Below are 23,436 nucleotides of genomic sequence, written 5' to 3' on the forward strand. Positions count from 1 at the left end.
TGTTTATCTTAAATAAAAGCCTATGACTTAATGCGCATGTCCATGGCTTTTATTAAACTTTTTACTTTCTTCTACAGTTTTCACTTGGCCACTTTTATCAATAGTGAAATACAATGTTTGGCCGATTTTGGCGTTATAACCCTTGATGATAAATCCATCTTTTGCTTGCTCAGAAAGCACAAACTCAGATTTGGCAACTTGACTCCAGCTGTCATCGATTTTGCCAACTGACATGCCATGATCTTTAAAGGACAGCATTTTTGCTGAGGTTTGTGCTAATTTTACGGCCGCGTCAGCTTCCATGACACTATGGCCGTCACCGTGAGCAAAAGCTTGCGAAGACAGAGATACGAGAGCGGCGCAGATGATGATTGATAGTTTTTTCATGGGTGTTCCTAGATAAATGATTCAATGTAGCGACTTAAAAACTCGGTTTCATAGCGGTGACTGATTATTGCAAATCACCATTAATGAGAACCCTAAGACTAAGTCGCTCTTTAAAAGCGTTTGTGACAACAGCAACTTATTAGGCCTGTTTACAAACGCTTATTGCGACAGGTTTTTATACATGCTTGCCGTATTACAACTTATTTCAAACCTTCAACGATATATTCACCGCTAAAGCTGAGTTGAATTTTGATACTTTTGTCCGTGTTGTTCTTCCAGTACCAACCGTGTGAGCCGTCGAACGGGACGGTAAAGCTGCCTTTCATCTCAGGCAATGTGCCGATGGTGTAACTCTCAAAATAGCCCGTGGTATCACCTGCTGGCTCACCGTGCAAGTCAACATAAAGATCGCCGCCATCGGTTTGCCATTCATAAGTGACTTTTTCAAACTTGTTCATCGACAGTTTGTACTCAATGCCCTTACCTGCAGGCACGGTGAGTACCACAGATTGATTGGCACTATCGCCGCTTTGCTGAGCCCCTTGAGTCACCTCACCTTGCTCGTTAAACACGGTCAGCCCTAACGCCTTCCCCACACCCGTTGGATCGATGTTGTACTCAGCTGGCAAGATAAACAGCACTAATACGATGCCGGCAACAATTGACGAACCTAAAGTCGCTTTAGTCAGCGAACCATTGTTTTCTGTTGAGCTCATAAAAATATTTCTCTTTTTCATTAGTTAATAAAGTATCCAGTCAGCTGCATGCCAACTAGCATAAATCCAGCACTCATAAGTGCAATGTTGGTGACCCGAGCAAACTTGTGAAAGCTATTGTGCCTACGCCAGTAGTTGATCCCCAGTAGGATGAACATCAGTGCCATAAACTGGCCAAGTTCAACACCAACATTAAAGGCAATTAAGTTAGCGACCAAGCCGTCAGACGGCAGGTGAAACTCCTGAATTTTGGTGGCTAAACCAAAGCCGTGAAACAGGCCAAAAATCAATACTGCGGCCTTAGGGTTAGGTTGTACCCCGAACACCTTTTTAAAGCCGCCTAAGTTATCAAAGCCCTTATAGACCACCGACAAACCAATGATTGCATCGATAAGATAAGCATTAACCTGTATGCCACCCAGTACACCCGACATCAGCGTTAAACTGTGGCCAACGGTGAACATGCTGACGTACAGCAACACGTCCTTACTGCGACGTAGGAAGAATAAGACTCCGACTAAAAACAGTAAGTGGTCGTATCCGGTAACCATGTGCTTAGCGCCGATATACATAAATGGCAGGATCTGCACCCCGGTGTTACTTTGTAAAAAATTGCGCGTACTATCATCAACGCCATGGGCAAAGGCTTCTACGGAAACCAATGCCATTAACATCAATAATGGATACAGCAAATGCGTGAGCTTAAATCTACCTAGCATTTCGTTTTCTCTTCTATTAATTGTTGAGTTGGACCCGCTTTATTCGCCGCCTTAGCGTGGAATATGCGATATAAAGCAGGGAGAACAAATAGCGTCAGCAGCGTTGACGAAATTATTCCGCCAATGACCACCGTGGCCAGTGGCCGTTGTACTTCTGCACCAATCCCGGTATTAAGTGCCATCGGCACAAAGCCTAATGACGCCACCAATGCCGTGGTAATAATTGCGCGCAGACGCGTAAGTGCACCGGCAATGATGGCACCATCGAGGCTGAACTTATTGTCTTTACGCAGATCACGAATGAACGACACCATGACTAAGCCATTAAGGATTGCGATCCCCGACAGTGCGATAAAGCCCACCGCCGCCGATATTGAGAACGGTATGCCCCGTAGCATTAACGCAAACACCCCACCTGTTAATGCCAAAGGTACACAGGAGAAGATAATCATTGAGTCTTTCAACGAGCCTAACGCTAACAGTAGTAGGCCAATGATCAGCACTAGGGTTACTGGCACGACAATACTGAGCCTCTCGGTTGCAGATTGCAGCTTTTGGTAGGTCCCGCCATACTCCAACCAGTAACCTGCTGGCAGTTCAACCCGCGCCTCGATAGAGGACTGGATGTCTGCAACAAAGCTACCCAGATCGCGACCACGAACGTTAGCACTCACCACCACTCTGCGTTTACCGTTTTCACGATTGACTTGGTTAGCGCCAGCAACGAGTTTTATCTCAGCCAGCTCCTGCAAGGGCACAAAGCCATTATTCGCGGTTTGGATCGGCAGTTGATGCAGATTGTCCACATCGCTACGCTGACTTTCGGGCAAGCGCACCACGATGTCGAATCGTCTATCACCTTCGTAGAATTTCCCTGCTGTTTCACCTCCTATTGCTACGCCAACCTGGCGCTGTAGCTCTGCTTTAGTTATTGAATATGCCGCCAGTCTGTCGTCTTTTGGCTGTATGGTTAAAATCGGTAAGCCTTTAATTTGCTCAACTTGAATATCTGCCACGCCGTCTACATCGCTAATGGCGGCTTCAATTTCAGCACCTAGGCTGGCTAAGGTTTCAAAATCATCACCAAACACTTTAATTGCCAACTCTGAGCGCACACCGGCTAAGAGTTCGTTAAAGCGCATTTGAATTGGCTGTAAAAATTCATAGCGGTTACCCGGCACAGGCGTAACTAACGCTTCGATTTCAGCCACCAGTTCTATCTTGGTTTTACTCGGGTTTGGCCATTCATCGCGTGGTTTAATGATAATGAAGTTATCAGCAACGCTTGGCGGCACCGCATCTGTGGCAACGTCTGCGGTGCCCACTTTGGCGAAAATACGCTCGACTTCAGGCAAGGTTTGGATCCGCTCCTCAAGCGCTTTTTGCATCGCAATTGATTGACTAAGCGAGGTACCCGGTATGCGTAGTGCATGCATGGCAATATCGCCTTCATCCAAGTTAGGCACAAATTCACTGCCCATTTTGGTGGTCATAAAACCAGCCGACGCCATTAACATGGTTGCAGCAACGACCACTAACCAACGTGCCTTAAGCGCAAATGTCAGTGCAGGGCGATACAGCGACAAACTGGTGTTAATAAAGATGTTTTCACGTTCGACTACCGGGCCTTTAAATAGCAATGCAATTGCCGCAGGCACAAATGTGACTGACAGCAGCATTGCGCTAATAAGTGCAATAACAACGGTAATCGCCATTGGGTGGAACATCTTGCCTTCAACGCCTTCGAGCGCAAAGATGGGCAGATAAACCGCGGTAATGATGAATACGCCAAACATCGCTGGGCGAATAACCTCGCGGGTGGCTTCAAATACCAAGTTAAGCCGCTCAGTTAACGGCAGCGTTCTATCCTTTGCTGCGTGACTTAAACGGCGCATACAGTTTTCGACAATAATGATCGCGCCATCGACGAGCAGACCAAAATCCAGCGCACCTAAGCTCATTAAGTTTGCACTTACACGGGTTTGCACCATGCCTGTCACTGTCATTAACATCGCAAACGGGATCACGGCTGCGGTTAACAGTGCCGCGCGCATGTTGCCTAACATTAAGAACAAAATAACCGTGACCAAAACGGCACCTTCAACCAAGTTCATTTTTACCGTGTTGAGGGTTTTGTCCACCAGCTTAGTGCGGTCATATACTGCGGTGGCGACGATGCCTTGCGGCAAAGTGCTATTGATTTCAGCTAGCTTTTTACCGACATCGCGCGCCACTTTTTGGCTGTTCTCACCAATTAGCATGAACACGGTACTCATGACCACTTCGCGGCCATTTTGAGTAGCTGCGCCGCTGCGAAGCTCCTTACCTTCTTGGATTGTTGCTACGTCGCCCACGGTCAACACTTGCTCTGTGTCCGTTGCGAGTGGAATGCTGGCAAATTTTGTCAGATCTGCCACTTGCCCCGGAATACGCACGAGCCACTGAGCGCCATTCTTCTCAATAAAGCCGGCACCTTTGTTTTGGTTGTGCTCACCGATTGCGGTGATCACATCTTGCTGAGTGATCCCATGAGCCAGTAGCTTTTCTGGTTCGATAGCAACTAAGATTTCACGCTTGAAGCCGCCAATAGGGTTAACCTCAACCACGCCCTCAACTTGCATCAATTGCGGCCGAATGATCCAGTCATGTACGGTACGAAGATCGGTCGGGGTGATCTTATTGCCGTTCTCATCTTTGCCCCCCTCCTCAACATCGACGGTAAACATGAAAATTTCGCCAAGACCACTCGAGATAGGCCCCAGCTGCGGCTCTAACCCTAATGGCAGATCAGCCTTTGCTGCGCCAACACGCTCACTAATGAGCTGACGGGCGAAATACACATCGGTATCATCACTGAATATGGCAACCACTTGGGATAAGCCATAGCGAGATACTGAGCGGGTATTCACCAAATTGGGCACACCCGCTAAGGCGGTTTCCAATGGAAAGGTCACCCGTTGCTCAATTTCAAGCGGCGTATATCCTGGTGCATCAGTGTTAATCACCACTTGTACGTTAGTGATGTCTGGCACCGCATCAATGGGCAATTTGGTGAAATTCCAAATGCCTAACGCAGCGACGGCTAACACCATAACCATGATGAGCTTGCTGCGCTCTATAGAAAATTTTAAGATCGATTCCAACATATTGGACCCCTAGTGATCGTGTGACGCACCCGATTTTTCGATATCGGCTTTAATGAGGTAGCTATTAAGCGCGACATATTCTGTCCCCAAAGGGATCCCGCTTAACACTTCTACCCAAGGTCCCGCTTTGCGCCCAAGCTCTAGCATTCGCACTTCGTACTGCTCGCCAATCTTGGCGTACACCACGGTAAAATCGCGAAAGCTCTGCAGCCCATCAGCTTTAACCGCCAGCGGCACTTGGTAACTGTCGAGCGCTATTTCAGCTTTGAAAAATTGCCCTGCATTTAGCAGCCCTTGGCGGTTGTCGACTTCAGCGCGAAACACCTTGGCTTGGTCGCTATTCAATTCAAAAAGTGAGTCAGTGATATAAGCGACTATCGGCGCATCTAGCCCAGTAATATTGAGCGATACTTTGGCGCCGACTTGCACTTTTTGTACATCAAGCGGGAAGACACTCAGCTCAGCGACTAACTTGCTGGTATCACTAATGGTCAGCAGAGTTTGCGCATTAGCTTGTTGGCCCTGAGTGACATTTTGTTTGGTCACTTGGCCATCTATTGGCGCGAAAAGGGTATAAGGCTGCAGGCTTTCATTGCTCTCGATAGTCATCAAAACTTGGCCTTTTTTGACCTTTTGTCCAAGCTTGACGTTGAGCTCCTTTACCTCTCCGGCAAAGCGAGCGCTGACATGGGTCACCGCGTTAGGCGCTAGCGTCATCGTCCCAAAAACAGCTAACGTTTCATTGAACTGCTGAGACTCGACATTTTCGGTGATGATCTGCATTTTGTCGGCTATCAAGGAGTTAATCAGAGTACGGCCTTCAAAATTGTCGTAGTCCCACTGGTAAGATTTTCCGTTATATTTAGCCGTTACCGTGACGGCGAATGAGTGCGGCTCGTAGATCTCCATGTCACCACGAAGGTAGTCATTTTCGGCATAAAAATTAATATCATCAATTCCATCACCCAGACGAGTGAGCTTGACGTTGATATCAATATCTTCAGGCGCAATTGGCGAGCCGCTGGTGGTCGCAAACACGCGGAACTCAGGTGGCATGCCATCTTCAAAAATAGCCAGTTCAACGGTTAAATCTTGCTCTTTTAGTAAGCGGCCGTTATTGGGACCTTTCTCTTCAACTTGTTGGCTCACCTGCTCTGCACTCTGAGCTATCACGCTATGTGTTGCTAAACTGCCTGCCGCTAAATGCGCCAACAAAATGGCCTTAACTATTGGTTTTAATTTCATAATCTTCTCGTTCAATTATTAAGAGAAACACCGGTTAAGCGTTCAAATTCAATGTTATTGATATGGATCTGGGTATAGGCTTCAATTAGCGCGTACTGGGCGCTGATCAGTTCCTGCTTTACGCCGTACCAATCGGTAAAGTTGTAGCCCCCTAGCAAGTAGGCGCGCTGAGCTTTAACGGATGCGCTTTCTAACAACGGCACTGTGCTGCTATTTAGGCTGTCGATGACATGACGACCGTGGCTTAACTTGCTACTTAGCAACTGCAACTGGGTGGTTACCGTTTTGACCCATGCGTCTGACTCGGCCTGTTGTTGGCTTTTTTGGGCGTTAAGCGCGATGATCTGCCCCTTGTTACGATCGTTACCGCCGAGTGGAATTGAGACGCCCGCGATAAAAGAGAAATCATCAACTTGTTCATCACGCTTCATGCCAGCTGTTACCTGCCACGCCGGGTTTTGCGTTTGACGAGCGAGTGCTATTTCCGACTGTTTTATCTTTTGTTGCTCAATAAACAGCTGCAATTTTGGGTTGCTGCGCAAGTTATCGATGCGCTCCGCAGACAACACTTGTGAGAGCGGAGTATTAAGTAAGCTGCCCTCGACAATAAAATCAGTATTACCGTTCCACTGCGCCGCTAACGCCAGCTTGCTAGCAGCGATTTCGTGGGTTAAATCTTCGGTTAGCAGCTGCTTTTGTGATAAATCAGCTTCAGCTCGCAGTTGATCGATGGCATTTGATTTGCCCGCAAGCGCCCTTTTACTGATACTTTTAACCGCAGCAGCAGCTTCAACTTGAGCCAATTTGGCAAGCTTCAATTTTTCTTGCTGAGACAAAAGCGTGACAAATATCGTCGCGGTACTGGCAGCGAGGTCAATGGCCTGTAGGTCTCGATTAAACGTACTTAGAGTCGATTGAGCGGTAGCGACCTTTTGCCGAGCATCGACAATATCGCCATCGAGTAACCATGACAGACTCAAAGTCGTTTGCATGGCTGATACCCCGGAACGATTACTGCCACCAAAGGCATCTTCGATGCCAACCCCCATGGTCATAGGGCTAGATACGCCCGCTTGCTCTACCCTACCCTCAGCCGCTTTTGCTTGATAAATATAGGTTTTAAGCTGCGGGTTTTGCGCAAACGTTAAGCCTACAGCGTCTTTTAGTGTCACCACTTGTTGCGCTTGTGCGATAGGTGAAATAACACTAATACTTAGCAAACTTAGTGTGACTCCAATATTAAACCGATTGACGATCGGTTTTAAGTTTAAGTTTTTACAGCGATGCATTAACCTTATCCTTACGCCCTAAGACGAGAATTGATGTATTAAACCGAGAGGTTATCGGTTTTATGGGTAAACAAAAGCCTAAAGCTTTGCCAAATTTAGTGGGTAAAAAGAGTCTCGATTAAATGATGAATTGCATCAATTGAATAAGCCGATACCGCAGTCACGATAATCATTAGTGTGATAGTTAACGGGCTACTTATCGGTTTAAGCGTTAACTCACCAAGCAGTGAATATACACGCTGCTCTAGAATTTCAGCACCAAAGCTACTTACCATTTCGTTATCTACAAAGTTATGACTATTGGCATTCAAACGGGCAACTTTGACCAGTGTCGAGGCGATAAATGTTGAAGAGTATTTGCTGCCTATCACTGCATTGTCTGCAGCTTGCTCCATGGCTAGCACCATCTGTAGCTTCAACCGCTGTGCAATCGGGATAACAAAAAAACTTGCTAACAAATTAAACAGCCACTTTTTGAGTGGGTCTCTGCTAGCCATATGCGCCCGTTCATGCATTAAGATCACTTGCTGTTCATCTTCGCTGCTATTTGCAAGCAAGCCTGAGGTGATATAACAACGCTGCTTGATAAAGCCGCTTGCAAAAGCACTTAACTCAGATGTTTTAAGCTGATAAACGCCATCACTGAGCGACGTTGATAACCCATGTAAAGATTGCATTGACTGCTGGTGTTGACGCAGCGCTCGTAGCTTTTTCAGTACAGTAAAACTCAAGCCTAGTAGAGCGAGGATCAAGGTCGCAGCGTGCCAACTTGCTAGCTCAAATGTGGTCATATGGTGCCAATGGGCATAGGCACCCGTTTGTTGAACAAAGGGTGAGCTCAGATCAGACAAAGAAAAATACAAAGCGACAACAAGCGCGGCGACCCAAGGCAAAGTGACGACCAACCACAAGGCAACTTTTCGAGATTTCAATTCAAAACGGGCCACTTTAGCATCAAAAATAGCGACTAATATCGACACGATAATATTCGCAGCAACAAAGCTAATAACTGCAATCGCGCTAATGTTTAGCCACACGGCTAAAGTGCCTTCAATCATTATTTACTTTCCTGTTCAAGCTTAAGTCTTTGCTTTTCTATCATCAGCTCTAAGGCATCGAGCTGGCTTACATTGAGATCGTTAGATATTGAAGAAAAAGCGGCGACTAGGCTGGTTTCGCCTTCAGCTACGAAATCACTGGTCACTGAATTGATCAGTTGGCCTATCAACTCATGTCGCTCGACTTTCGCTTGATATTGAAAGGCATGCCCTTCTTTATAACGCGACAATAGGCCCTTTTTGAACAGCCTGTCTAAGGTGCTTTGAATGGTATTGTAGGAACCGCCCCGCTGCTTCTCAAAATAGGCGTGCACCTGCTTTGCGTCAGCAGACTTATTTTCCCACAAATAGTGTAAAACAAGCTTTTCTAACTCTCCTAACTGCATGTGATGCTCCTTTTGGGCACTCGTTATCATTAAACCTATCGGCGATAGGTTTAATATATAGAAAGATAAAACCCATTGTCAATCGGTTTTACCTTTCTTTTACTATTTAATGGGATTGGTATGATTAACCAAACCAGCCGTACTGCTGTGAAAGTAACTTAAGACTCATGGCGATCGACATGGTCACCACCAAGGGTTTGATAATTTTTGTGCCTTTAGTCACCACCATTTTTGAGCCTAATGTTGCGCCTATTGCTTGGCCAACTAGCATGATAGCGCCGAGTAGCCAAAATACCTTGCCGCCAATGGCAAAGAAGATCAATGAAGCAATATTGGTCGAAAAATTTAGCACCTTGGCATGGGCAGTGGCTTTGGCTAGTCCATATCCCGCCAGTGATACAAAGGCTAAGGCAAAAAAGCTGCCGGTGCCGGGACCGAAGAAACCGTCATAAAAACCGATACTTAACGCCGCCGTAAAAGCAAATACCCCGGGTGTAAACACTTGGTGCTTGTCCTCTTCACTGATTTTTTTCGAAAACAGAAAATACGCACCAATTCCCAGAATAAGAAACGGCAGCATGACCTCAAGAAAGGCAGTGTCTATCATCTGCACCGCTATTGTACCTAGCGCAGCCCCCACAAAGGCGCAACCAATACTCAGTTTCATATCAGCCAAATTAACCAAGCCTTTGCGAACAAAGTACAGGCTGGCAAAGAAACTACCACCACAGGCCTGAAGTTTATTGGTCGCTAATGCCGCAGTAGGTGGCAGGCCCGCCCACATAAGTGCTGGAATGGTGAGTAAGCCACCGCCCCCAGCAATGGCATCGATAAAACCGGCAACTACTGCCACGAAAAATAGCAGAGCAATTAGTTCAAAGGTGAGTTCAATTGTCATTTTGGCTACAGCTTGGTAAGTAAAGTAGCGTTATTAAACGAGGTTTGCAGTTAAAACACAAAGGAGTTATGGTATTCTTCGTGTGAGAATTAGTCACACCTAAGCAACTGTAAAAACTAACAAGGCAGCTAATGTACTCTCATCTCCCGCCACTTAACTCGCTACGTTCTTTTGAAGCTGTAGCTCGATTATTGAGCTTTACTCTTGCTAGTAAAGAACTATTTGTGACTCATGGTGCAGTCAGTAAGCAGGTTAAAATATTAGAAGAGTATCTTGGTACACCGCTATTTGTGCGCCAGCATCGTAGCCTAAAACTCACTGATGAAGGTGAAAGGTACTTTATTAATGTCCAATCAGCATTGCAGACCATTAATAACGCCACCGCAGACTTAATTGAACATCCACTGCGCACACAAACCCTGTCCATTAACGTGCTACCAAGCTTAAGCATTAGTTGGCTTATCCCGCGCATGGAGCAGTTTAAATCTCGCTTTCCACATCTTTATGTTGATCTATCTATTGGTGACTTTGAGGTTGATTTTAATAACGCTAAGTATGACATCGCAGTGCGGAGCGCCACTTCGGTGCCTAAAGGGCTCAATGTGATGAAGTTAATGGATGAAGATCTTTGCCTTGTGTGTTCGCCTGAATTAAGCAAACAGCTGACATCATTGGACTCTATCAACCAAATGACACTGCTTAAGCATACGACTCGCCCTGATCTTTGGCAGCTCTGGGCGGAAGATGTTGGCATTAAACTGACAACAGAAAATAAGTTTGGTGTAGAGCACTTTTACATGCTGAGCCAAGCTGCAACGAGTGGAATGGGGGTTGCGCTAATCCCACGTTTTTTTATTGAAGATGAGCTTAAGACGGGAAAGCTAGTGATCCCCTTTGAAGCTAAGTTCACTAGCCCTTACAGCTATTACCTATTAGCCCCTAAATCGAGCAACCTATCATTGAAGGTACAATCTTTTATCGATTGGTTGCTCGAACTATTTAGCCCCTACAGAGAAACACCGTAGATATGCATACAATCCACTTATGACTCAGCTAAGTCGAACAACGCTAAGTAGCTAAGGCCTGGTTCAATAGCTAGCTCAAACCTAAGGACTTTATGACAAGCATCGAACAGTGCGTCGCCAAACCATTCTCTGTCGAATGCTTCTAGAGCATTGATAATGCCAGCTGGCCCCAAGTCACCTTTAGCACTTGTTGGAGCCAAGGCATCAATAAAGCTTGCAACTAGACCATAGAGATCCTTCTCTGCCTGCCCTTCTACATCCCACAGCGTTGGATCAGCATACTGACTCGCGTAATGGCTAGCAGCGATATCGAGGCCAATACCAAAGTTAACTAGAATGGCTTTGTTGGGATTACAGATGATGTTCTTTGGACAAATAGCACCATGATAGATATCCATCTGATGCATGTACTGCAGACCTGTGAGTAACTGGCTAAACCATTTCATCGGTTGACCAATTTCTATTTCCGGTAGCTCGTCAATTGAGACGCCATACTCCCATGCCCTAGCAATAAACAGCTCTTCACTTTGCGGCAGTTGACCAAAGGCGAGTACTTTTTCAATATGAGGATGAAAAAGTTTGGCTAGACTACGATAGGTATTACTGAGCATTGGCCAGTCAGCTGCCACATTACTATAGATAGATACGCCGCACTGATACTGCCCTTGCAGATGTTTAGCTCGCCAAAATTGACTGGTTTTGGTGGCAGCAATAAATTGTTCTAGTTCAAAATGATGATCAATAATCGCGCCCTTGGTCACCGCTATTTTTTCAGGCACGGTGTCGCAAACGCCCTGATCAATCAATGCCGAAAGATCGCATCGAAGTGCATCTAGATCATTCGTTTCACCCGCTATAGCAGCGCGATACCATTGGTAAACCCTAGGTTGCTTAGTTTGTTCTGCGATTGCTAAGAACCCTTGCGCATAGGCTTTGATATCATTGCTAACGCTTAATGTATCTTTGATATCGATAAATTCGACGTCACCCATGTCAGAGACAAAAATACAGTTACTTGTCCAGCCACCCACTGTAAAACCACGACGGTGGATCTGCTGCAGCCCCGATACGCTTCGGCGCAGAATTTCCAACAACTGATAGGTAGTCATCTGTTCAGACTCTAGCACGTTAAGCGGTACACCACGGGGCATACGGATAGGAAGTACTAACTGCTCACCATCTTGTATTAACGGTGCACAATATGGCACACCACTGCATCCAGATAATGCTTGTAGTCGTTGAAACTCGGTTCTAAGTTGAGTTTCATGGGTTTCAGATTGACTACTATCGTCAAATTGAGTCGGAATTAATACTTTAAGCAACCAGGGAGCAGTCCACTCCCCCGGATTATACTCGGCTTGCCAAACCTCTAAACCACTTTGAATAAACAGGCATTTTAGTTTGGTAAAATCTTGAATTTTATTGTTTCGCTGTTCAACAATCGCCACTTGGCCAATCGTTTCCAACACCAACTCTTTTTGGGTATCGGTAACTTGGTGCTTTCTCGGCGCAGTGAGTCCCCACTCTTTGGTAAGCGCAGCGACAATCTGCTTCGGTGTGTAGATACTCAAAGAGCCTTGATGTTTCTCAAGCTCAATCTCTTCACCTTTACGGCCGGTAATAAACACCATGCCTTGGCACCAAGGGGCATAAACACCGACGGGGATCTTATGCTTGACGTTACCCGCCAAGACTCGGGCGACATAGTTAGCTTTGGCTAAACTGTTATCAACTTCACGGCCATCAAGCGACCAAGCATGCAGGCCCGCGTCTAAGCGGCCGATATAACCTTTAACATCGACAACATAAACGCCCCATTCACCAATAACCAGTGCATCGACTTCCATGGCTTGCCCCGATTTTGTGGGGATCTCTACATTGGTCAGTAAAATATAATCTTCAGGTAGTTCATCTGCGAGCAATGAAAATGCCCAACGCTCAGCATCATTAACTGGCGTACCAAAACTTATCATTCTTGCCATTCTTATCTCCTTGTGTGGCAATCGATACCAACATACTCAACGTCTGGGCACAAAAAAGCCACTTATTTAAGTGGCTAATTTTAAAACTGATTTTTAGAGCTTATTTTTACAGCAAATTAGTGTTTACAATCATCGCTGCATTCATGGTCATCATCGGCGAACTCATCATCACCTTCCTGATGTTGCATTACGCCCCACCCATCAGTGACACCACCAAACTCCTGCGCAAATTCATGCAGATTTAGCTCTTGTTCAACAATCGTCTCGTAGGCTGGAACCATATTGAGGCAAACAATTATTTCCCATTTACCAGAGTCATCATTTAAGAGAAGCTCTATCTCGCCATCAAGATCTGATTTACTAAGCTCCTCTACCGCTGACTCTGCATCGCGCTGGTCTTCAAAGACCAAGAAAAAATCAACATCGAGTGCAACGGATAAATCGATACCTGCATCGGCCATCGCCTGGAGCATCTTGCCGTTATCATCATCTGGAAACTGCATATAAAACCTCTATTCGCTTGCTTCGGACGCTGCAATAATCTGCACAGATTCGTCATTAAAGCTGACAACTTCACCCGCTATCACTTTTTTACGTTTACGGGTCTCTACTTCACCGTTAACTGTAACTTTACCTTCAGAAATAATGTGCTTGGCCTCTCCGCCACCGCTAATCATTCCTTGAACTTTTAATACTTTGTATAACTCGATATATTCTTCGCCTGACTTTAATGTCAGCGTTGGAGTATCTGAACTCACGTTAATTCGCCTTTAATTTACTAAACTACCGCATTATAACACTCAAATCATCAAGCGAGCGTACGCTTTATCGAGTGACTAAGCTCTTTCTGCCATGAGTAGGCCATAAAGCCGTTCGTCCAACCAATTTTCGCCCACTTTCCAGTTTTGCCTCAATAGACCTTCCTGAATAAAACCGCACTTTTCCAACACTCTTGATGATGCGATATTCTCGTCGGCACAAAGTGCTATGAGTTTGTGGGGATTATGTGCAATACATAACCAATCTATGAGCGTTTTTAATGCTTCACTGGCAAAACCGCGACCCTGCGCATTATCATGCAGCATATAGCCGACTTCGTACCGACCTACAGATTCATCTGAATGATGTAGACTCACAAAGCCGACGAAATCATGCTGCTGAACCTCTTCCACTACCACTAATAATCGTTCATCAACAGCAAGATCATTAGGGATAAGTGCACGCTCGAACTTTTCTCGTATTACGATTTCTGCTTGCGGTTTTCGAACATATTTATTCAACTCTTCGCTTAGATGAGTATATAAAAAGTTATCCCAATCACTTGGACTGAGTGTTCTTAACCTTAATCTATCGGAATACAGTTCGAGCATGTTATGTCCTACTTAAATAGCCTGCAGGCTATTAGCCTCTGCTAGTGACTTCTAACAAGTGGTAGCCGAACTGAGTTTTAACAGGACCTTGAACTTCATTCAAAGGCGCGCTAAAAACCACTTCATCAAACTCTTTAACCATCATACCAGGTCCAAATGAACCTAAATCACCACCTTGGGCAGAAGATGGGCAAGACGAGTTTGCTTTAGCTATATCACCAAAATCAGCACCATCAAGGATCTGTTGTTTTAGCGCTTCACACTGCTGCTCTGTATCTACTAGTAGATGTCTTGCTGTTGCTTGTACCATGGAGTAACTCCTATAAATTAAAAATAGTTGCCTATTTGGCAAAATTAAACCCCGATAGTATATCCCAAATATTAGCGAATATTCCAGCGGGGTTATCTGTGGTCGACTCTATTGTTGCGACGCTATCCAGTCATTAACTTTTAGTTCCATCACTTCCATAGGGAGTGAGCCTGAGGTTAATATTTGGTCGTGAAATATCTTTAAGTCAAACTTATCGCCTAACGCTTTTTCCGCTTGTGCACGTAAAGACAGGATCTTTAGCTGACCGACTTTATAAGATAAAGCTTGGCCTGGTATCGCCATGTAACGTTCAACTTCAGCAACGATGTCAGACTCCGCCATCGGCGAATTGTCTTTCATGTACTGAATCGCCTGTTCACGGGTCCAGCCCTTTGCGTGTAACCCTGTGTCTACAACCAGACGCATTGCACGTAGCATCTCATCCGATAGCTTACCAAAGTACTGGTACGGATCTTCAAATAGTCCCATTTCAATACCTAAATATTCAGCATAAAGCGCCCAACCTTCTTCGAATGCCGTGTAATTGCCAAAACGTTGGAACTCAGGTACGCCGGACAACTCTTGCTTAATCGCAATCTGGAAGTGATGTCCTGGTGCCGCTTCATGCAATGATAACGTCGTCGTCCCCCACTTTGGTTGTGCCTTGAGGTTGTATGTATTGATATAAAACACCCCTGGACGCGAACCGTCAACAGCTGGAGACTCGTACGATGCACCCGCGGCCGATTGCTCTCTGAAACTTTCTACGGGTTTGACGATGTAATCAGCCTTAGGCATAACATTGAAATACTTAGGTAACTCAAGATTGATTTTGTCTTTTAGCAACATATAACCATCAATAAGCCCCTGACGATCATCAAAGAAATACTGAGGTTCTGAAGACAACGAGGCAAAGAATGCCGTTAGATCGCCTTCAAAACCCACTTGCTGACGTACTTTATCCATTTCAGACAGTATGCGTGCAACTTCATCTAGACCAATTTTATGGATCTCATCTACCGGCATAGTCGTAGTCGTATGAGAGTTAGCTAAGTGTTGATACCAAACTTTGCCATTCGGTAAGCCCCACCAACCGTCGCTTGCACGAGCTGATTTTAGGTAAGTGTTTTGGAAGTAATCACGTAATGCAGCTAACTCTGGTAGCAGCTGATCAGCAATAAGCTTGTTATATTCGGATGTTAGCGCCACTTTATCAGCAGCAGAGAACGACTCAGGCATTAAATTGATAGGGCTATAGAACAGGCTGTCTTCAGGTTTGTCGACTAATTGAGCTGTCAATTGAGGAATGATACGCTCAACTAGCACTCTAGGTAATACCACCTTACTCGCAATGCCTTCATCCATACGCACTTGCGCAAATTTCATCCACTCGATGAATCCTTGCAAACGTTTCTCCCAATTACGGTAATCTTCTACTGTTTGGAAAGGTTGGGCACTTTCACCCGTGCCCAACTGGACCATGCTAATGACGGTACTATAAAACTGATTCATTGGCATAAAGTGGTTCGGGAAGGTCTCATCTGCCATGGCGACATTACGGTCATAGGTAAACATGTCATAACTGAGTTTTAAGTCATCTGACAATTTGCTGCGGTCGACTTTTTTGACGTCACTCAAATAGCGCTTATTCAAATTGTGGCGCTGTTTCAAGTAATCATCTGATAATCCATCACCAAATTTATCGTTGTAATCATTAACGCCAACGAATGTTGCGTAGATAGGTTCAAGCGCAAGCTGGTCTTTAAAATAATTATCGACCAAAGCTAGATAAGCTTGCTCTACGGTTTGCTCTTGACTTAACGCTGTACTCTTTGCTGTATCAGATTCTTTTAATTGGGTATTTGCTTTATCACCACAAGCCGTCATACCGAGTACCATGCTAATAGACAATGCGACTATCGCCTTTTTCATTCTAATCTTCCTTTTATTCAATGTAAGTGAGCGATCTTTTCTATACTTAACCTTAAGTCTTATAGGAGTGACTCATGATTTACTCTTTTAGTAATTCTGGTTTTAGAGATCCAGAAACAGGTGTGTATAACCAAACCTATTTTATGGAAGTATTTAATCGTGAATGGCATCGCCATATACGTGATCACCAAAGTCTGGCCTTATTGTATCTATGCCCGCACATTCATGGAACTATTTCTCAACCTCAATTGTTAGAATTATTCATGAAGCAGGTACAAGATGCCCTACTGCGTACCAGCGACTTGCTAGCAAGGCTGGATAATCAGTCATTTGCCTTGGGGATTTTTGAAACTGATGCATCTGGAACTAAGATTGTAATCGATAGAGTGGAGAACAGAATCGCTGACTTCAACAGAATCTATCAGAAAGAAACACATGCAGAAATATCATATGAGCTAACTGGATGTATTTGCTATCCATCTTCGAACGTGTACCTAGAAACACTATTTGAAACGGTGGAGCAACAAAGCTTAAGGATGCGAAATAACCAAGCGTTTAATGACAGGCTCGTTAGCTTATAAACCAGCCTTTGACTCTCGCAAACAACAGTAGCCATAAAGCCCCGGTTAATGAAGACTAACTAAAGCGTTGTTCTCGACAAAATAATACGCTAGAAATAAAAAAGCCTCTTTAAAAGAGGCTTTTTTTCACTCAAAAAAGTTAAAGCGTTACGTTATGAACTCGCGCTTTTTCTTTAATATAAGAGATATAACTTTTAGCCGCACGACTTGTTTTCTTGTCTTTAGCTGCAAGCTTCGCATACTTGTATGCGCTCTTGTATTGCTTCAAATTGAGATAGGCCAAAGCGAGTTCAAACTGAACTTCCCCTGGGCTCTTAACTCCAGCATCAAGTGCTTTCTTCAACGCTGTAATAGCTGGCTTACTTTTACCATCCAAAGACAGAATACGTCCCTGTCGAAGGTAAAGCTTACCATCATTATCAATAGCAGCAGCTTTACCATAAGTCGCAGCAGCTTGTTTCAGCTCCTTAGAGTTATGATAAAATCCTGCTAATATTTTGAGCGTTTTCGCGTCTTCTTTAACTAAACCAGACTTAATATGTTTAGCATAGATTTGAGCTGCACGATATGGCGAACCTTTTTGTGCAAGTAACTGCGTTAAACGTTGAATGTTACTCGCAGATTCCAAAAATCCATTTTTATAAGCTAAATCATAAGTGGCTAGAGACTTATCAAAGTCTTCAGTCATCAAATAAAACTGAGCTAACTGTACCCAAAGGCGCTTGTCTTCCTGAAACAATGGCACCATTGTTTCTAAGACGTTAACAGCTTGCTTATAGTTTTTCTTGTTAAAATACGCAGTAAGTTTTAGCTGATAAAGACTTTTATCAGGTTTATCTGCAATAGCTAAACCTTTATCCGCAACTTCAAGAACTTTATCCCACTGCTTTAACTCAGAATAAGCAACACTAATACGACGGTATACGTTTGCTTCTTCTTTACAAGTAAACTCCATCCAGCTGTAATAAGCTGGAATTGATTCTTTAAACTTCTTCTCTTGAATCAAGAGATCGGCATAAAGTTTCAGAGTTTGCGCATGGTCTACACCACCGAGGATATCTGCTTCTACAGCTGTTTTTAGGTACTTAACAGCGGTTTGCATCTGCCCTTTCTCAGCATAGAAGTTACCCAGCATACGTGCAATATAAGCTTTATCAAAATCACTTTTAGCGTTTGCTTCCAATAACATCGTAATTGCTTCATCGACATTACCTTCAGTGTAAGCTTTAAAAGATTTCTGTACTTTCTTCGCTGCGCTCTGACCAACGGCTTTAGACTTTCGCATTTCAATCGGGCATTTCTCTGCCGCTGACACGGCAGGCACGATTGCGACACTTCCCCCTAGACAAAGCATCAAAGCAGCAGCGATAGTATTTACTTTACGCATATCTACTTTCCTCCCTTATCTAAAGTAAAATCTAGTTGGACAGTCTGCCCGGGTACACTTTGCGCTTTTCCATCGATAATTCTAGGCTTGTATTTCCACTTTTTCAGTGCTCTACGAGCTTCTTTATCAAAGATACGCTTAGGTTTGGCCTTGATGACTTTTACATCTTCAACTCCACCAAGTGCATTAATAGTAAAGCTAAGCTGAACCCAACCCTCTTTACCATCACGCGCAGCAGCTATTGGATACTGAGGTTCGATTCTCACGATTGGTGTAGCATCACCATCTCGCGTCATCATGTTACCTAGTTTAAATCCAGTATTAGCTCCACCGGCATTCACTCCACCCATGTTAAATGACATATTTGTATCAATGTCAGATGAACTGTCAGGTGGCGTAGTATCCGGTTTTGGCGGCTGCTCTGGCGGAGTAGGCGGTTTAGGCTTAACCCTTGGCTTTTTCTGCGCTGTTGCATCATCTTTGTTCATGGTTATTTCAATGACAGGTGATTCTGTCGAAGCATCGTGGCGGGTTGGACCGCCACCTACCAAAAATGCCATGAAGACAAACAAAGCAAAAGTCACAGCACCACCAATTATGAATGATACTATTCCTCTCAGCATATTACTCGTTCCCCGCCGATACAGATATCTTATCGATACCCGCCGCTTTAACGTTATCAAGTACCTTAACCACTAAACCATGTTTAGCTTCTTGGTCTGCTTGAATTAATACTGCTGCCTCTGGTGCTTCTGCAAGCATACGTTCAACGTTTGCAGTTACACGTTCGATATCAACTTGACGGTTTTCCATCATGATGACACCTGTCTTGCTCACACCGATAAAGATGTTAGCAGAAGGCTTCTTAGTCGCTTGTGAAGCTTCAGGCTTGTTATAGTCAAGGCCTGATGGCTTTACAAACGAGGTTGTTACAATAAAGAAGATCAGCATGATAAACACGATGTCGAGCATCGGTGTCATATCAATCTCTGCTTCTTCGTCTACGCTTGAATGCTTTCTACGTGCCATGTTCAATCTCTCTCTAGTGGTGCGGCATGCTGTCTTTTAGCTTCGCTAAACTGATTTTCATTTTTGCATCAAGGCGAGTACTAAAGAATACTCCCGATAACGCTGCAACCATTCCTGCCATTGTCGGCATGGTTGCCATTGAAATACCAGCTGCCATCATACGAGCATTACTCGTCCCATGAACTGCCATCACATCGAATACTGAAATCATACCGGTTACGGTACCTAGTAGACCTATCATAGGACAGATCGCAACTAAGGTTTTGATTAACAGCATACGTGCGGTTAAATCTTGCTTCGCTTGGGATACCCAAGCTTCACGGATGCGGTGTGCATACCAAGAGGTTGAATCCTCTCGCGCTTGCCATGCCGTAATGATTGCTTTGTGTTCCTTTGGTGATATCCAGTTAAGATACCAGTAACGTTCAAGCATCAATACCCACATTACAAACAATACAGCCGCAACCAGCCAGAGGACGTCGCCCCCGGAGGCCATGAAGCCCCTGACGGAATCCCAGATATCCATCAGGAATAACATTAGGCTTTCCTCTTCTCAGCGTGTGAAGCAACGATGCCAGCGCTCTGTTCTTCTAGAACTTGTACGATTGACTTGCTACGTGCAATAACAACAGCGTGCATCAACATTAGCGGTAGCGCAGCAACTAGACCTTGTACAGTAGTCATTAGTGCCATAGAGATACCACCAGCCATAAGCTTAGGATCACCCGTACCGAACAACTGAATACTCTGGAAGGTTGCAATCATACCGGTTACCGTACCAAGTAGACCCATCATAGGTGCGATAGCCGCCAGAACCTTGATGATAGAGATACGAGTCTCAAGTGCAGGCGTCTCTTTCAGAATGGCTTCATCAAGTTTCAGCTCTAGCGTTTCAACATCAACGTCTTTGTTGTCCTGGTAAGCTTTAAGTACACGACCTAATGCGTTGTTACCTGGATTTTCAACATTCTTGCGTTGAGCCTTAACTTTAGCACCAACTACACCAAGTGTAATTAAACGTTCGATAGAGATAAGAGCACCAAGAATTAGCAATGCGATAATGATGTAACCAATCGTTCCACCCGCTTCGATACGCTCTTCGATAGTTGCTTTTTGGGTAAAGATATTTAGCAATACGCCGCGAACAGGGTCAATATAAACACTTGGAGTACCTGATGTTGCTCCTTGGAAAGCAGCAGCTGACTTCACTTGATAACCATCAGGCTGCTGTGAAAGCTCCTGGATTAGGTTTAGATCAGCGTTAAATACAACATATTTGCCGTCGGCTAATAGGTTATATGCACCAATACGGGTAATAGTGGTGTTATGCACACTACCATCAATTGCAGTTACTGAACCTTCAAAATTAACTACTTTTCCAGATTCAGCCATTTCAAACAACTGCTCTTCCCAGAAACGCTCTAGCTCGTCAATTTTTGGTAGCTGCTTACGTGCTCCAAGCTCAGCGATAAATACATCACGGCCTGGGTACTGTGCAGAAACGTTTGAACCCGCTAGCTTACCAGCAAAGTCGCCCGCATCGCCTTTAACAACACCAAACATTTCACCCAAGTCACCTTGAGCTGTTTTTAAGTCTTCTTCTAATTGAGCAATTTTACGCTCATTATCCAAAAACGCTTGATTTAAATCTTTACCACGTTGACGCTCTGCCGCTAAAGCATTTTTCTCACGCTTTAGTAGTGCAGCTTTATCGCCACGTTCATTTTTAAACTCTTGCTCACGCTTTGCGTTTGTCTTTGATGCATTCGCACGGTCAACTTTTACTTGGTTAAGTAGTTGATCGATTGTCTTTGGTGCATCTGCAGCGTTTGCAAAACCAGCCGTGAATGTCAGGCTCGCAGCAACGATTGCTGTAGTTATAAACTTTTTCATTATTGTGCAGCCTCCGCAGCAGGAATTGGTAACGAGAATAGATCCGGTGCACCCTGTTTACGTGCAATTCGAATACCTTTGGTGAGTTCACGAAGATTACTATCTTCTAATTGATCCCAACCTTTAGTGTCTCCGTTATACATCCAAGCAGACTTCTGATCCAAGCTCATAGCATATAAAGATACGCGGCCGAAGTTAAAGAAGTCGACTAAAACGTCTTTACCATCTAGCTGTAGCTGACCAGTTTTAACAGCAAGTGTGGTGCCATATTCACGTTCAATTGAATATGCATCAAGAATTAGACGATACTTCTCAGCCAGCGTTATTTCTGCGCTGTTAAGTATTGTTTTAAGGTTTTCGACACGTGCTACACGTGTTTCCTTATTGAATGGAAGATCTAGAGCGACAAACTGCTCTAAAGCGTCAACCATTTTAAACATCAAAGGCACGACGCCTTGACGTAATGCATCAACACCGTTGATGTCACCTTGAATAGATTTCATGGTAGCTTCTTGGTCTGCAACCAAGCCTGCTACGTAATCGTTATAAGATTTTAGTGACTCACGCTCATCAGCAACTGAACCATACTCGAACAACATGTCCTGAGCTTGGTCAAAATACTTATCAACTTTCTTCTGAGACGTCGCCGCGTCAGCGTGAATTTTACTGTCAGCTTTCTGAACATCAGAAAGAGGATCGGCAATCACTAAGTTACTGCCTGCTAGGGCTAGTGCGCCAATGAGCGCTGTAGCGATTTTTGTTTTATTGCTTACCTTGGACATAGTTCCCAACCAATTTGAAGTGATTAAAAAAGCTTTAACTTATCGACAACAGGGTGCGTACGCTTATTTTGCTTTAGTTCCCAGTGCCTAAGCTCGTCTTTCTATTGTGATTGTTAATTATTATCTTCCCTTTTCTACACCTTCGAGGGTGTAGACCCGCTGGCATCATTTCACAAAATGTTGACCTGTGTCAACATTTGGAAACCGCTAAAACTTGTGAAAAACGAGCTTAAAGGCTAGAAAAGAATCGGGAGCGCTGTTTTTTAGAACTTCATGTAATACAAAATGATGATAAAATGAAAAGAAAGAAACTAAAGCTATCATAACTAGCTGTAAACAAAGTCAATAAACAATCAGGTCCTACCGAAGTTAAAATTAACAAACCGTTAACACCACAAGGCGCAAAGATTAACATTACTACTGTCATCTCCTGCTCGAACGGGGCTAAAAAACAACCAGCCGTCTGATAGAATAACTAACTGACGCTTTTAACAACTGATGTTATTTAGGAGGAAAACCTTAATTAATCAGTGCTCTTCTCCTATAAATTAGTAACCTAAGTTCAAAATAAGAATAAAAAAATATTTTTTTAGCCAAAAAACCGACTTTAGCATGCTCATTTATATCCAAAAGGAACACTAGGCATCTCCGTCCTATGGTTAACAAGCCAAGCCGATACCAAGATATATTCACCTCACTATTGCATAAAAAAATGTTAATAAATGACTTCAAATTCAGCACAAATTGCCGCCAGTGAAAGTCGCAATATAGATATAGTCTGTAAAAATCCGCAAAGACTGCCTCATAGAATACCCATTGACACCTGCACACCGCTCTGAGTTTTAGCCACTTACGAACGCCATAGAGCCGAGCATATTCAGTATTAATCATGATGGTAGCGGGGATAAGCCAGTGACTGAGTCAACTCTTATCACTGTGAAAGGCTGTCATAGAAACGGTTCTATAAAATCCATAAATCGCTGCATAGCGATTACATCGAGTTAATCTATAGTCACTAATATTATGATACGTCCAGGAGGGGCTCTAAGCAGGTTCGAAAAATTTAATTATTGGGATGGCTGTTGTTGCAACTCTAGCCTTGACAAAAAGCCTGGGTATTTTTACTTTTCTCACAAGCTATACAGGCGTATAAACTTCTGACACTGTACTGATGTTAGCGACATCAATCAGTAACCTGTAATCGGCATTCCATTAGCAAGCTGCTGATTTATCAAAGCTACTCACTCTTCATCCGGATATTTAGCCACGTTAATTCCTGAAGTTATAGCAGCTAGTATAAG

General features: G+C 44.2%; 23 protein-coding genes. 2 read left to right on the forward strand and 21 right to left on the reverse strand.

Annotated elements, in window-relative coordinates:
• Positions 1-27: 27 nt before the first annotated feature.
• The 9 genes from JK628_RS14675 to JK628_RS14715 form a co-directional block, all read right to left on the reverse strand.
• Positions 28-387: a DUF6488 family protein gene (locus JK628_RS14675; RefSeq protein WP_202285366.1), complete on the reverse strand. Its 360-nt coding sequence runs from the start codon at positions 385-387 to the stop codon at positions 28-30.
• Positions 388-587: 200 nt separating this feature from the next.
• On the reverse strand, positions 588-1,103 hold the full coding sequence (locus tag JK628_RS14680; RefSeq protein WP_202285367.1) for a hypothetical protein: 516 nt from the start codon (positions 1,101-1,103) through the stop codon (positions 588-590).
• Between the two features lie 20 nt (positions 1,104-1,123).
• Complete coding sequence (locus JK628_RS14685; RefSeq protein WP_443020012.1) at positions 1,124-1,771, reverse strand: HupE/UreJ family protein; 648 nt, start codon at positions 1,769-1,771, stop codon at positions 1,124-1,126.
• 44 nt (positions 1,772-1,815) lie between these two features.
• Positions 1,816-4,968 (reverse strand): efflux RND transporter permease subunit, encoded by a 3,153-nt coding sequence (locus JK628_RS14690; RefSeq protein WP_202285369.1) that lies wholly within the window; start codon positions 4,966-4,968, stop codon positions 1,816-1,818.
• A 9-nt stretch (positions 4,969-4,977) separates the two neighbouring features.
• On the reverse strand, positions 4,978-6,213 hold the full coding sequence (locus tag JK628_RS14695; protein WP_202285370.1) for an efflux RND transporter periplasmic adaptor subunit: 1,236 nt from the start codon (positions 6,211-6,213) through the stop codon (positions 4,978-4,980).
• Between the two features lie 11 nt (positions 6,214-6,224).
• Positions 6,225-7,502, reverse strand: a complete 1,278-nt coding sequence (locus JK628_RS14700; protein WP_202285371.1) for a TolC family protein — start codon at positions 7,500-7,502, stop codon at positions 6,225-6,227.
• Between the two features lie 95 nt (positions 7,503-7,597).
• The gene (locus JK628_RS14705; protein WP_202285372.1) at positions 7,598-8,560 is read right to left on the reverse strand and encodes a M56 family metallopeptidase; all 963 of its coding nucleotides are present in this window, start codon (positions 8,558-8,560) and stop codon (positions 7,598-7,600) included.
• On the reverse strand, positions 8,560-8,946 hold the full coding sequence (locus JK628_RS14710) for a BlaI/MecI/CopY family transcriptional regulator (protein WP_202285373.1): 387 nt from the start codon (positions 8,944-8,946) through the stop codon (positions 8,560-8,562). The genes JK628_RS14705 and JK628_RS14710 overlap by 1 nt, the downstream gene beginning before the upstream one ends.
• A gap of 124 nt (positions 8,947-9,070) precedes the next feature.
• Positions 9,071-9,844 (reverse strand): TSUP family transporter, encoded by a 774-nt coding sequence (locus tag JK628_RS14715; RefSeq protein ID WP_202285374.1) that lies wholly within the window; start codon positions 9,842-9,844, stop codon positions 9,071-9,073.
• 131 nt (positions 9,845-9,975) lie between these two features.
• Between JK628_RS14715 and gcvA the strand changes: the two genes are divergently transcribed.
• Positions 9,976-10,869 (forward strand): transcriptional regulator GcvA, encoded by an 894-nt coding sequence (gene gcvA, locus JK628_RS14720; protein WP_202285375.1) that lies wholly within the window; start codon positions 9,976-9,978, stop codon positions 10,867-10,869.
• 17 nt (positions 10,870-10,886) lie between these two features.
• Here the strand turns inward: gcvA and JK628_RS14725 are convergent, their stop codons facing one another.
• The 6 genes from JK628_RS14725 to JK628_RS14750 all read right to left on the reverse strand — a co-directional run bounded on the left by JK628_RS14725 (position 10,887) and on the right by JK628_RS14750 (position 16,463).
• Positions 10,887-12,851, reverse strand: coding sequence for an NERD domain-containing protein kinase family protein (locus JK628_RS14725; RefSeq protein WP_202285376.1), 1,965 nt, complete (start codon positions 12,849-12,851; stop codon positions 10,887-10,889).
• Positions 12,852-12,967: 116 nt separating this feature from the next.
• The gene (locus JK628_RS14730; RefSeq protein ID WP_202285377.1) at positions 12,968-13,354 is read right to left on the reverse strand and encodes a ribonuclease E inhibitor RraB; all 387 of its coding nucleotides are present in this window, start codon (positions 13,352-13,354) and stop codon (positions 12,968-12,970) included.
• Between the two features lie 9 nt (positions 13,355-13,363).
• Positions 13,364-13,609 carry an RNA-binding S4 domain-containing protein gene (locus JK628_RS14735; protein ID WP_202285378.1) on the reverse strand — a complete coding sequence of 82 codons (246 nt, stop codon included), beginning with the start codon at positions 13,607-13,609 and terminating at the stop codon, positions 13,364-13,366.
• Between the two features lie 78 nt (positions 13,610-13,687).
• Entirely contained in the window at positions 13,688-14,221 is a 534-nt protein-coding gene (locus tag JK628_RS14740; RefSeq protein ID WP_202285379.1) for a GNAT family N-acetyltransferase, read from the reverse strand.
• A 31-nt stretch (positions 14,222-14,252) separates the two neighbouring features.
• Positions 14,253-14,531, reverse strand: coding sequence for a peptidylprolyl isomerase (locus tag JK628_RS14745; protein WP_202285380.1), 279 nt, complete (start codon positions 14,529-14,531; stop codon positions 14,253-14,255).
• Positions 14,532-14,639: 108 nt separating this feature from the next.
• Entirely contained in the window at positions 14,640-16,463 is a 1,824-nt protein-coding gene (locus JK628_RS14750) for a DUF885 domain-containing protein (RefSeq protein ID WP_202285381.1), read from the reverse strand.
• A 74-nt stretch (positions 16,464-16,537) separates the two neighbouring features.
• Here JK628_RS14750 and JK628_RS14755 point away from each other — a divergent pair, with 74 nt between their 5' ends.
• Positions 16,538-17,044 carry a diguanylate cyclase domain-containing protein gene (locus tag JK628_RS14755; protein ID WP_202285382.1) on the forward strand — a complete coding sequence of 169 codons (507 nt, stop codon included), beginning with the start codon at positions 16,538-16,540 and terminating at the stop codon, positions 17,042-17,044.
• 139 nt (positions 17,045-17,183) lie between these two features.
• Here JK628_RS14755 and JK628_RS14760 read toward each other — a convergent pair whose 3' ends face one another.
• From JK628_RS14760 to JK628_RS14785, 6 genes are read right to left on the reverse strand one after another with little or no spacing between them, the layout of a single operon-like run.
• On the reverse strand, positions 17,184-18,431 hold the full coding sequence (locus tag JK628_RS14760; protein ID WP_202285383.1) for a tetratricopeptide repeat protein: 1,248 nt from the start codon (positions 18,429-18,431) through the stop codon (positions 17,184-17,186).
• A gap of 2 nt (positions 18,432-18,433) precedes the next feature.
• On the reverse strand, positions 18,434-19,054 hold the full coding sequence (locus JK628_RS14765; protein ID WP_202285384.1) for an energy transducer TonB: 621 nt from the start codon (positions 19,052-19,054) through the stop codon (positions 18,434-18,436).
• A 1-nt stretch (position 19,055) separates the two neighbouring features.
• Positions 19,056-19,460 carry an ExbD/TolR family protein gene (locus tag JK628_RS14770; protein ID WP_020913264.1) on the reverse strand — a complete coding sequence of 135 codons (405 nt, stop codon included), beginning with the start codon at positions 19,458-19,460 and terminating at the stop codon, positions 19,056-19,058.
• A 13-nt stretch (positions 19,461-19,473) separates the two neighbouring features.
• The gene (locus JK628_RS14775) at positions 19,474-19,998 is read right to left on the reverse strand and encodes a MotA/TolQ/ExbB proton channel family protein (protein WP_202285385.1); all 525 of its coding nucleotides are present in this window, start codon (positions 19,996-19,998) and stop codon (positions 19,474-19,476) included.
• Positions 19,998-21,353: a MotA/TolQ/ExbB proton channel family protein gene (locus JK628_RS14780; RefSeq protein ID WP_202285386.1), complete on the reverse strand. Its 1,356-nt coding sequence runs from the start codon at positions 21,351-21,353 to the stop codon at positions 19,998-20,000. Before JK628_RS14780 ends, JK628_RS14775 begins: the two co-directional genes overlap by 1 nt.
• Entirely contained in the window at positions 21,353-22,135 is a 783-nt protein-coding gene (locus JK628_RS14785) for a DUF3450 domain-containing protein (protein WP_202285387.1), read from the reverse strand. The genes JK628_RS14780 and JK628_RS14785 overlap by 1 nt, the downstream gene beginning before the upstream one ends.
• Positions 22,136-23,436: the final 1,301 nt, after the last annotated feature.

The sequence above is a fragment of the Shewanella sp. KX20019 genome, assembly GCF_016757755.1.
GTDB lineage: Bacteria > Pseudomonadota > Gammaproteobacteria > Enterobacterales > Shewanellaceae > Shewanella.

What these genes read in the sequence shown, in the direction of transcription:
- JK628_RS14675 (WP_202285366.1), bottom strand. Translation starts at nt 387, where the DNA reads ATGAAAAAACTATCAATCATCATCTGCGCCGCTCTCGTATCTCTGTCT.
- JK628_RS14680 (WP_202285367.1), bottom strand. Translation starts at nt 1,103, where the DNA reads ATGAGCTCAACAGAAAACAATGGTTCGCTGACTAAAGCGACTTTAGGT.
- JK628_RS14685 (WP_443020012.1), bottom strand. Translation starts at nt 1,771, where the DNA reads ATGGCATTGGTTTCCGTAGAAGCCTTTGCCCATGGCGTTGATGATAGT.
- JK628_RS14690 (WP_202285369.1), bottom strand. Translation starts at nt 4,968, where the DNA reads ATGTTGGAATCGATCTTAAAATTTTCTATAGAGCGCAGCAAGCTCATC.
- JK628_RS14695 (WP_202285370.1), bottom strand. Translation starts at nt 6,213, where the DNA reads ATGAAATTAAAACCAATAGTTAAGGCCATTTTGTTGGCGCATTTAGCG.
- JK628_RS14700 (WP_202285371.1), bottom strand. Translation starts at nt 7,502, where the DNA reads ATGCATCGCTGTAAAAACTTAAACTTAAAACCGATCGTCAATCGGTTT.
- JK628_RS14705 (WP_202285372.1), bottom strand. Translation starts at nt 8,560, where the DNA reads ATGATTGAAGGCACTTTAGCCGTGTGGCTAAACATTAGCGCGATTGCA.
- JK628_RS14710 (WP_202285373.1), bottom strand. Translation starts at nt 8,946, where the DNA reads ATGCAGTTAGGAGAGTTAGAAAAGCTTGTTTTACACTATTTGTGGGAA.
- JK628_RS14715 (WP_202285374.1), bottom strand. Translation starts at nt 9,844, where the DNA reads ATGACAATTGAACTCACCTTTGAACTAATTGCTCTGCTATTTTTCGTG.
- gcvA (WP_202285375.1), top strand. Translation starts at nt 9,976, where the DNA reads ATGTACTCTCATCTCCCGCCACTTAACTCGCTACGTTCTTTTGAAGCT.
- JK628_RS14725 (WP_202285376.1), bottom strand. Translation starts at nt 12,851, where the DNA reads ATGGCAAGAATGATAAGTTTTGGTACGCCAGTTAATGATGCTGAGCGT.
- JK628_RS14730 (WP_202285377.1), bottom strand. Translation starts at nt 13,354, where the DNA reads ATGCAGTTTCCAGATGATGATAACGGCAAGATGCTCCAGGCGATGGCC.
- JK628_RS14740 (WP_202285379.1), bottom strand. Translation starts at nt 14,221, where the DNA reads ATGCTCGAACTGTATTCCGATAGATTAAGGTTAAGAACACTCAGTCCA.
- JK628_RS14745 (WP_202285380.1), bottom strand. Translation starts at nt 14,531, where the DNA reads ATGGTACAAGCAACAGCAAGACATCTACTAGTAGATACAGAGCAGCAG.
- JK628_RS14750 (WP_202285381.1), bottom strand. Translation starts at nt 16,463, where the DNA reads ATGAAAAAGGCGATAGTCGCATTGTCTATTAGCATGGTACTCGGTATG.
- JK628_RS14755 (WP_202285382.1), top strand. Translation starts at nt 16,538, where the DNA reads ATGATTTACTCTTTTAGTAATTCTGGTTTTAGAGATCCAGAAACAGGT.
- JK628_RS14760 (WP_202285383.1), bottom strand. Translation starts at nt 18,431, where the DNA reads ATGCGTAAAGTAAATACTATCGCTGCTGCTTTGATGCTTTGTCTAGGG.
- JK628_RS14765 (WP_202285384.1), bottom strand. Translation starts at nt 19,054, where the DNA reads ATGCTGAGAGGAATAGTATCATTCATAATTGGTGGTGCTGTGACTTTT.
- JK628_RS14770 (WP_020913264.1), bottom strand. Translation starts at nt 19,460, where the DNA reads ATGGCACGTAGAAAGCATTCAAGCGTAGACGAAGAAGCAGAGATTGAT.
- JK628_RS14775 (WP_202285385.1), bottom strand. Translation starts at nt 19,998, where the DNA reads ATGTTATTCCTGATGGATATCTGGGATTCCGTCAGGGGCTTCATGGCC.
- JK628_RS14780 (WP_202285386.1), bottom strand. Translation starts at nt 21,353, where the DNA reads ATGAAAAAGTTTATAACTACAGCAATCGTTGCTGCGAGCCTGACATTC.
- JK628_RS14785 (WP_202285387.1), bottom strand. Translation starts at nt 22,135, where the DNA reads ATGTCCAAGGTAAGCAATAAAACAAAAATCGCTACAGCGCTCATTGGC.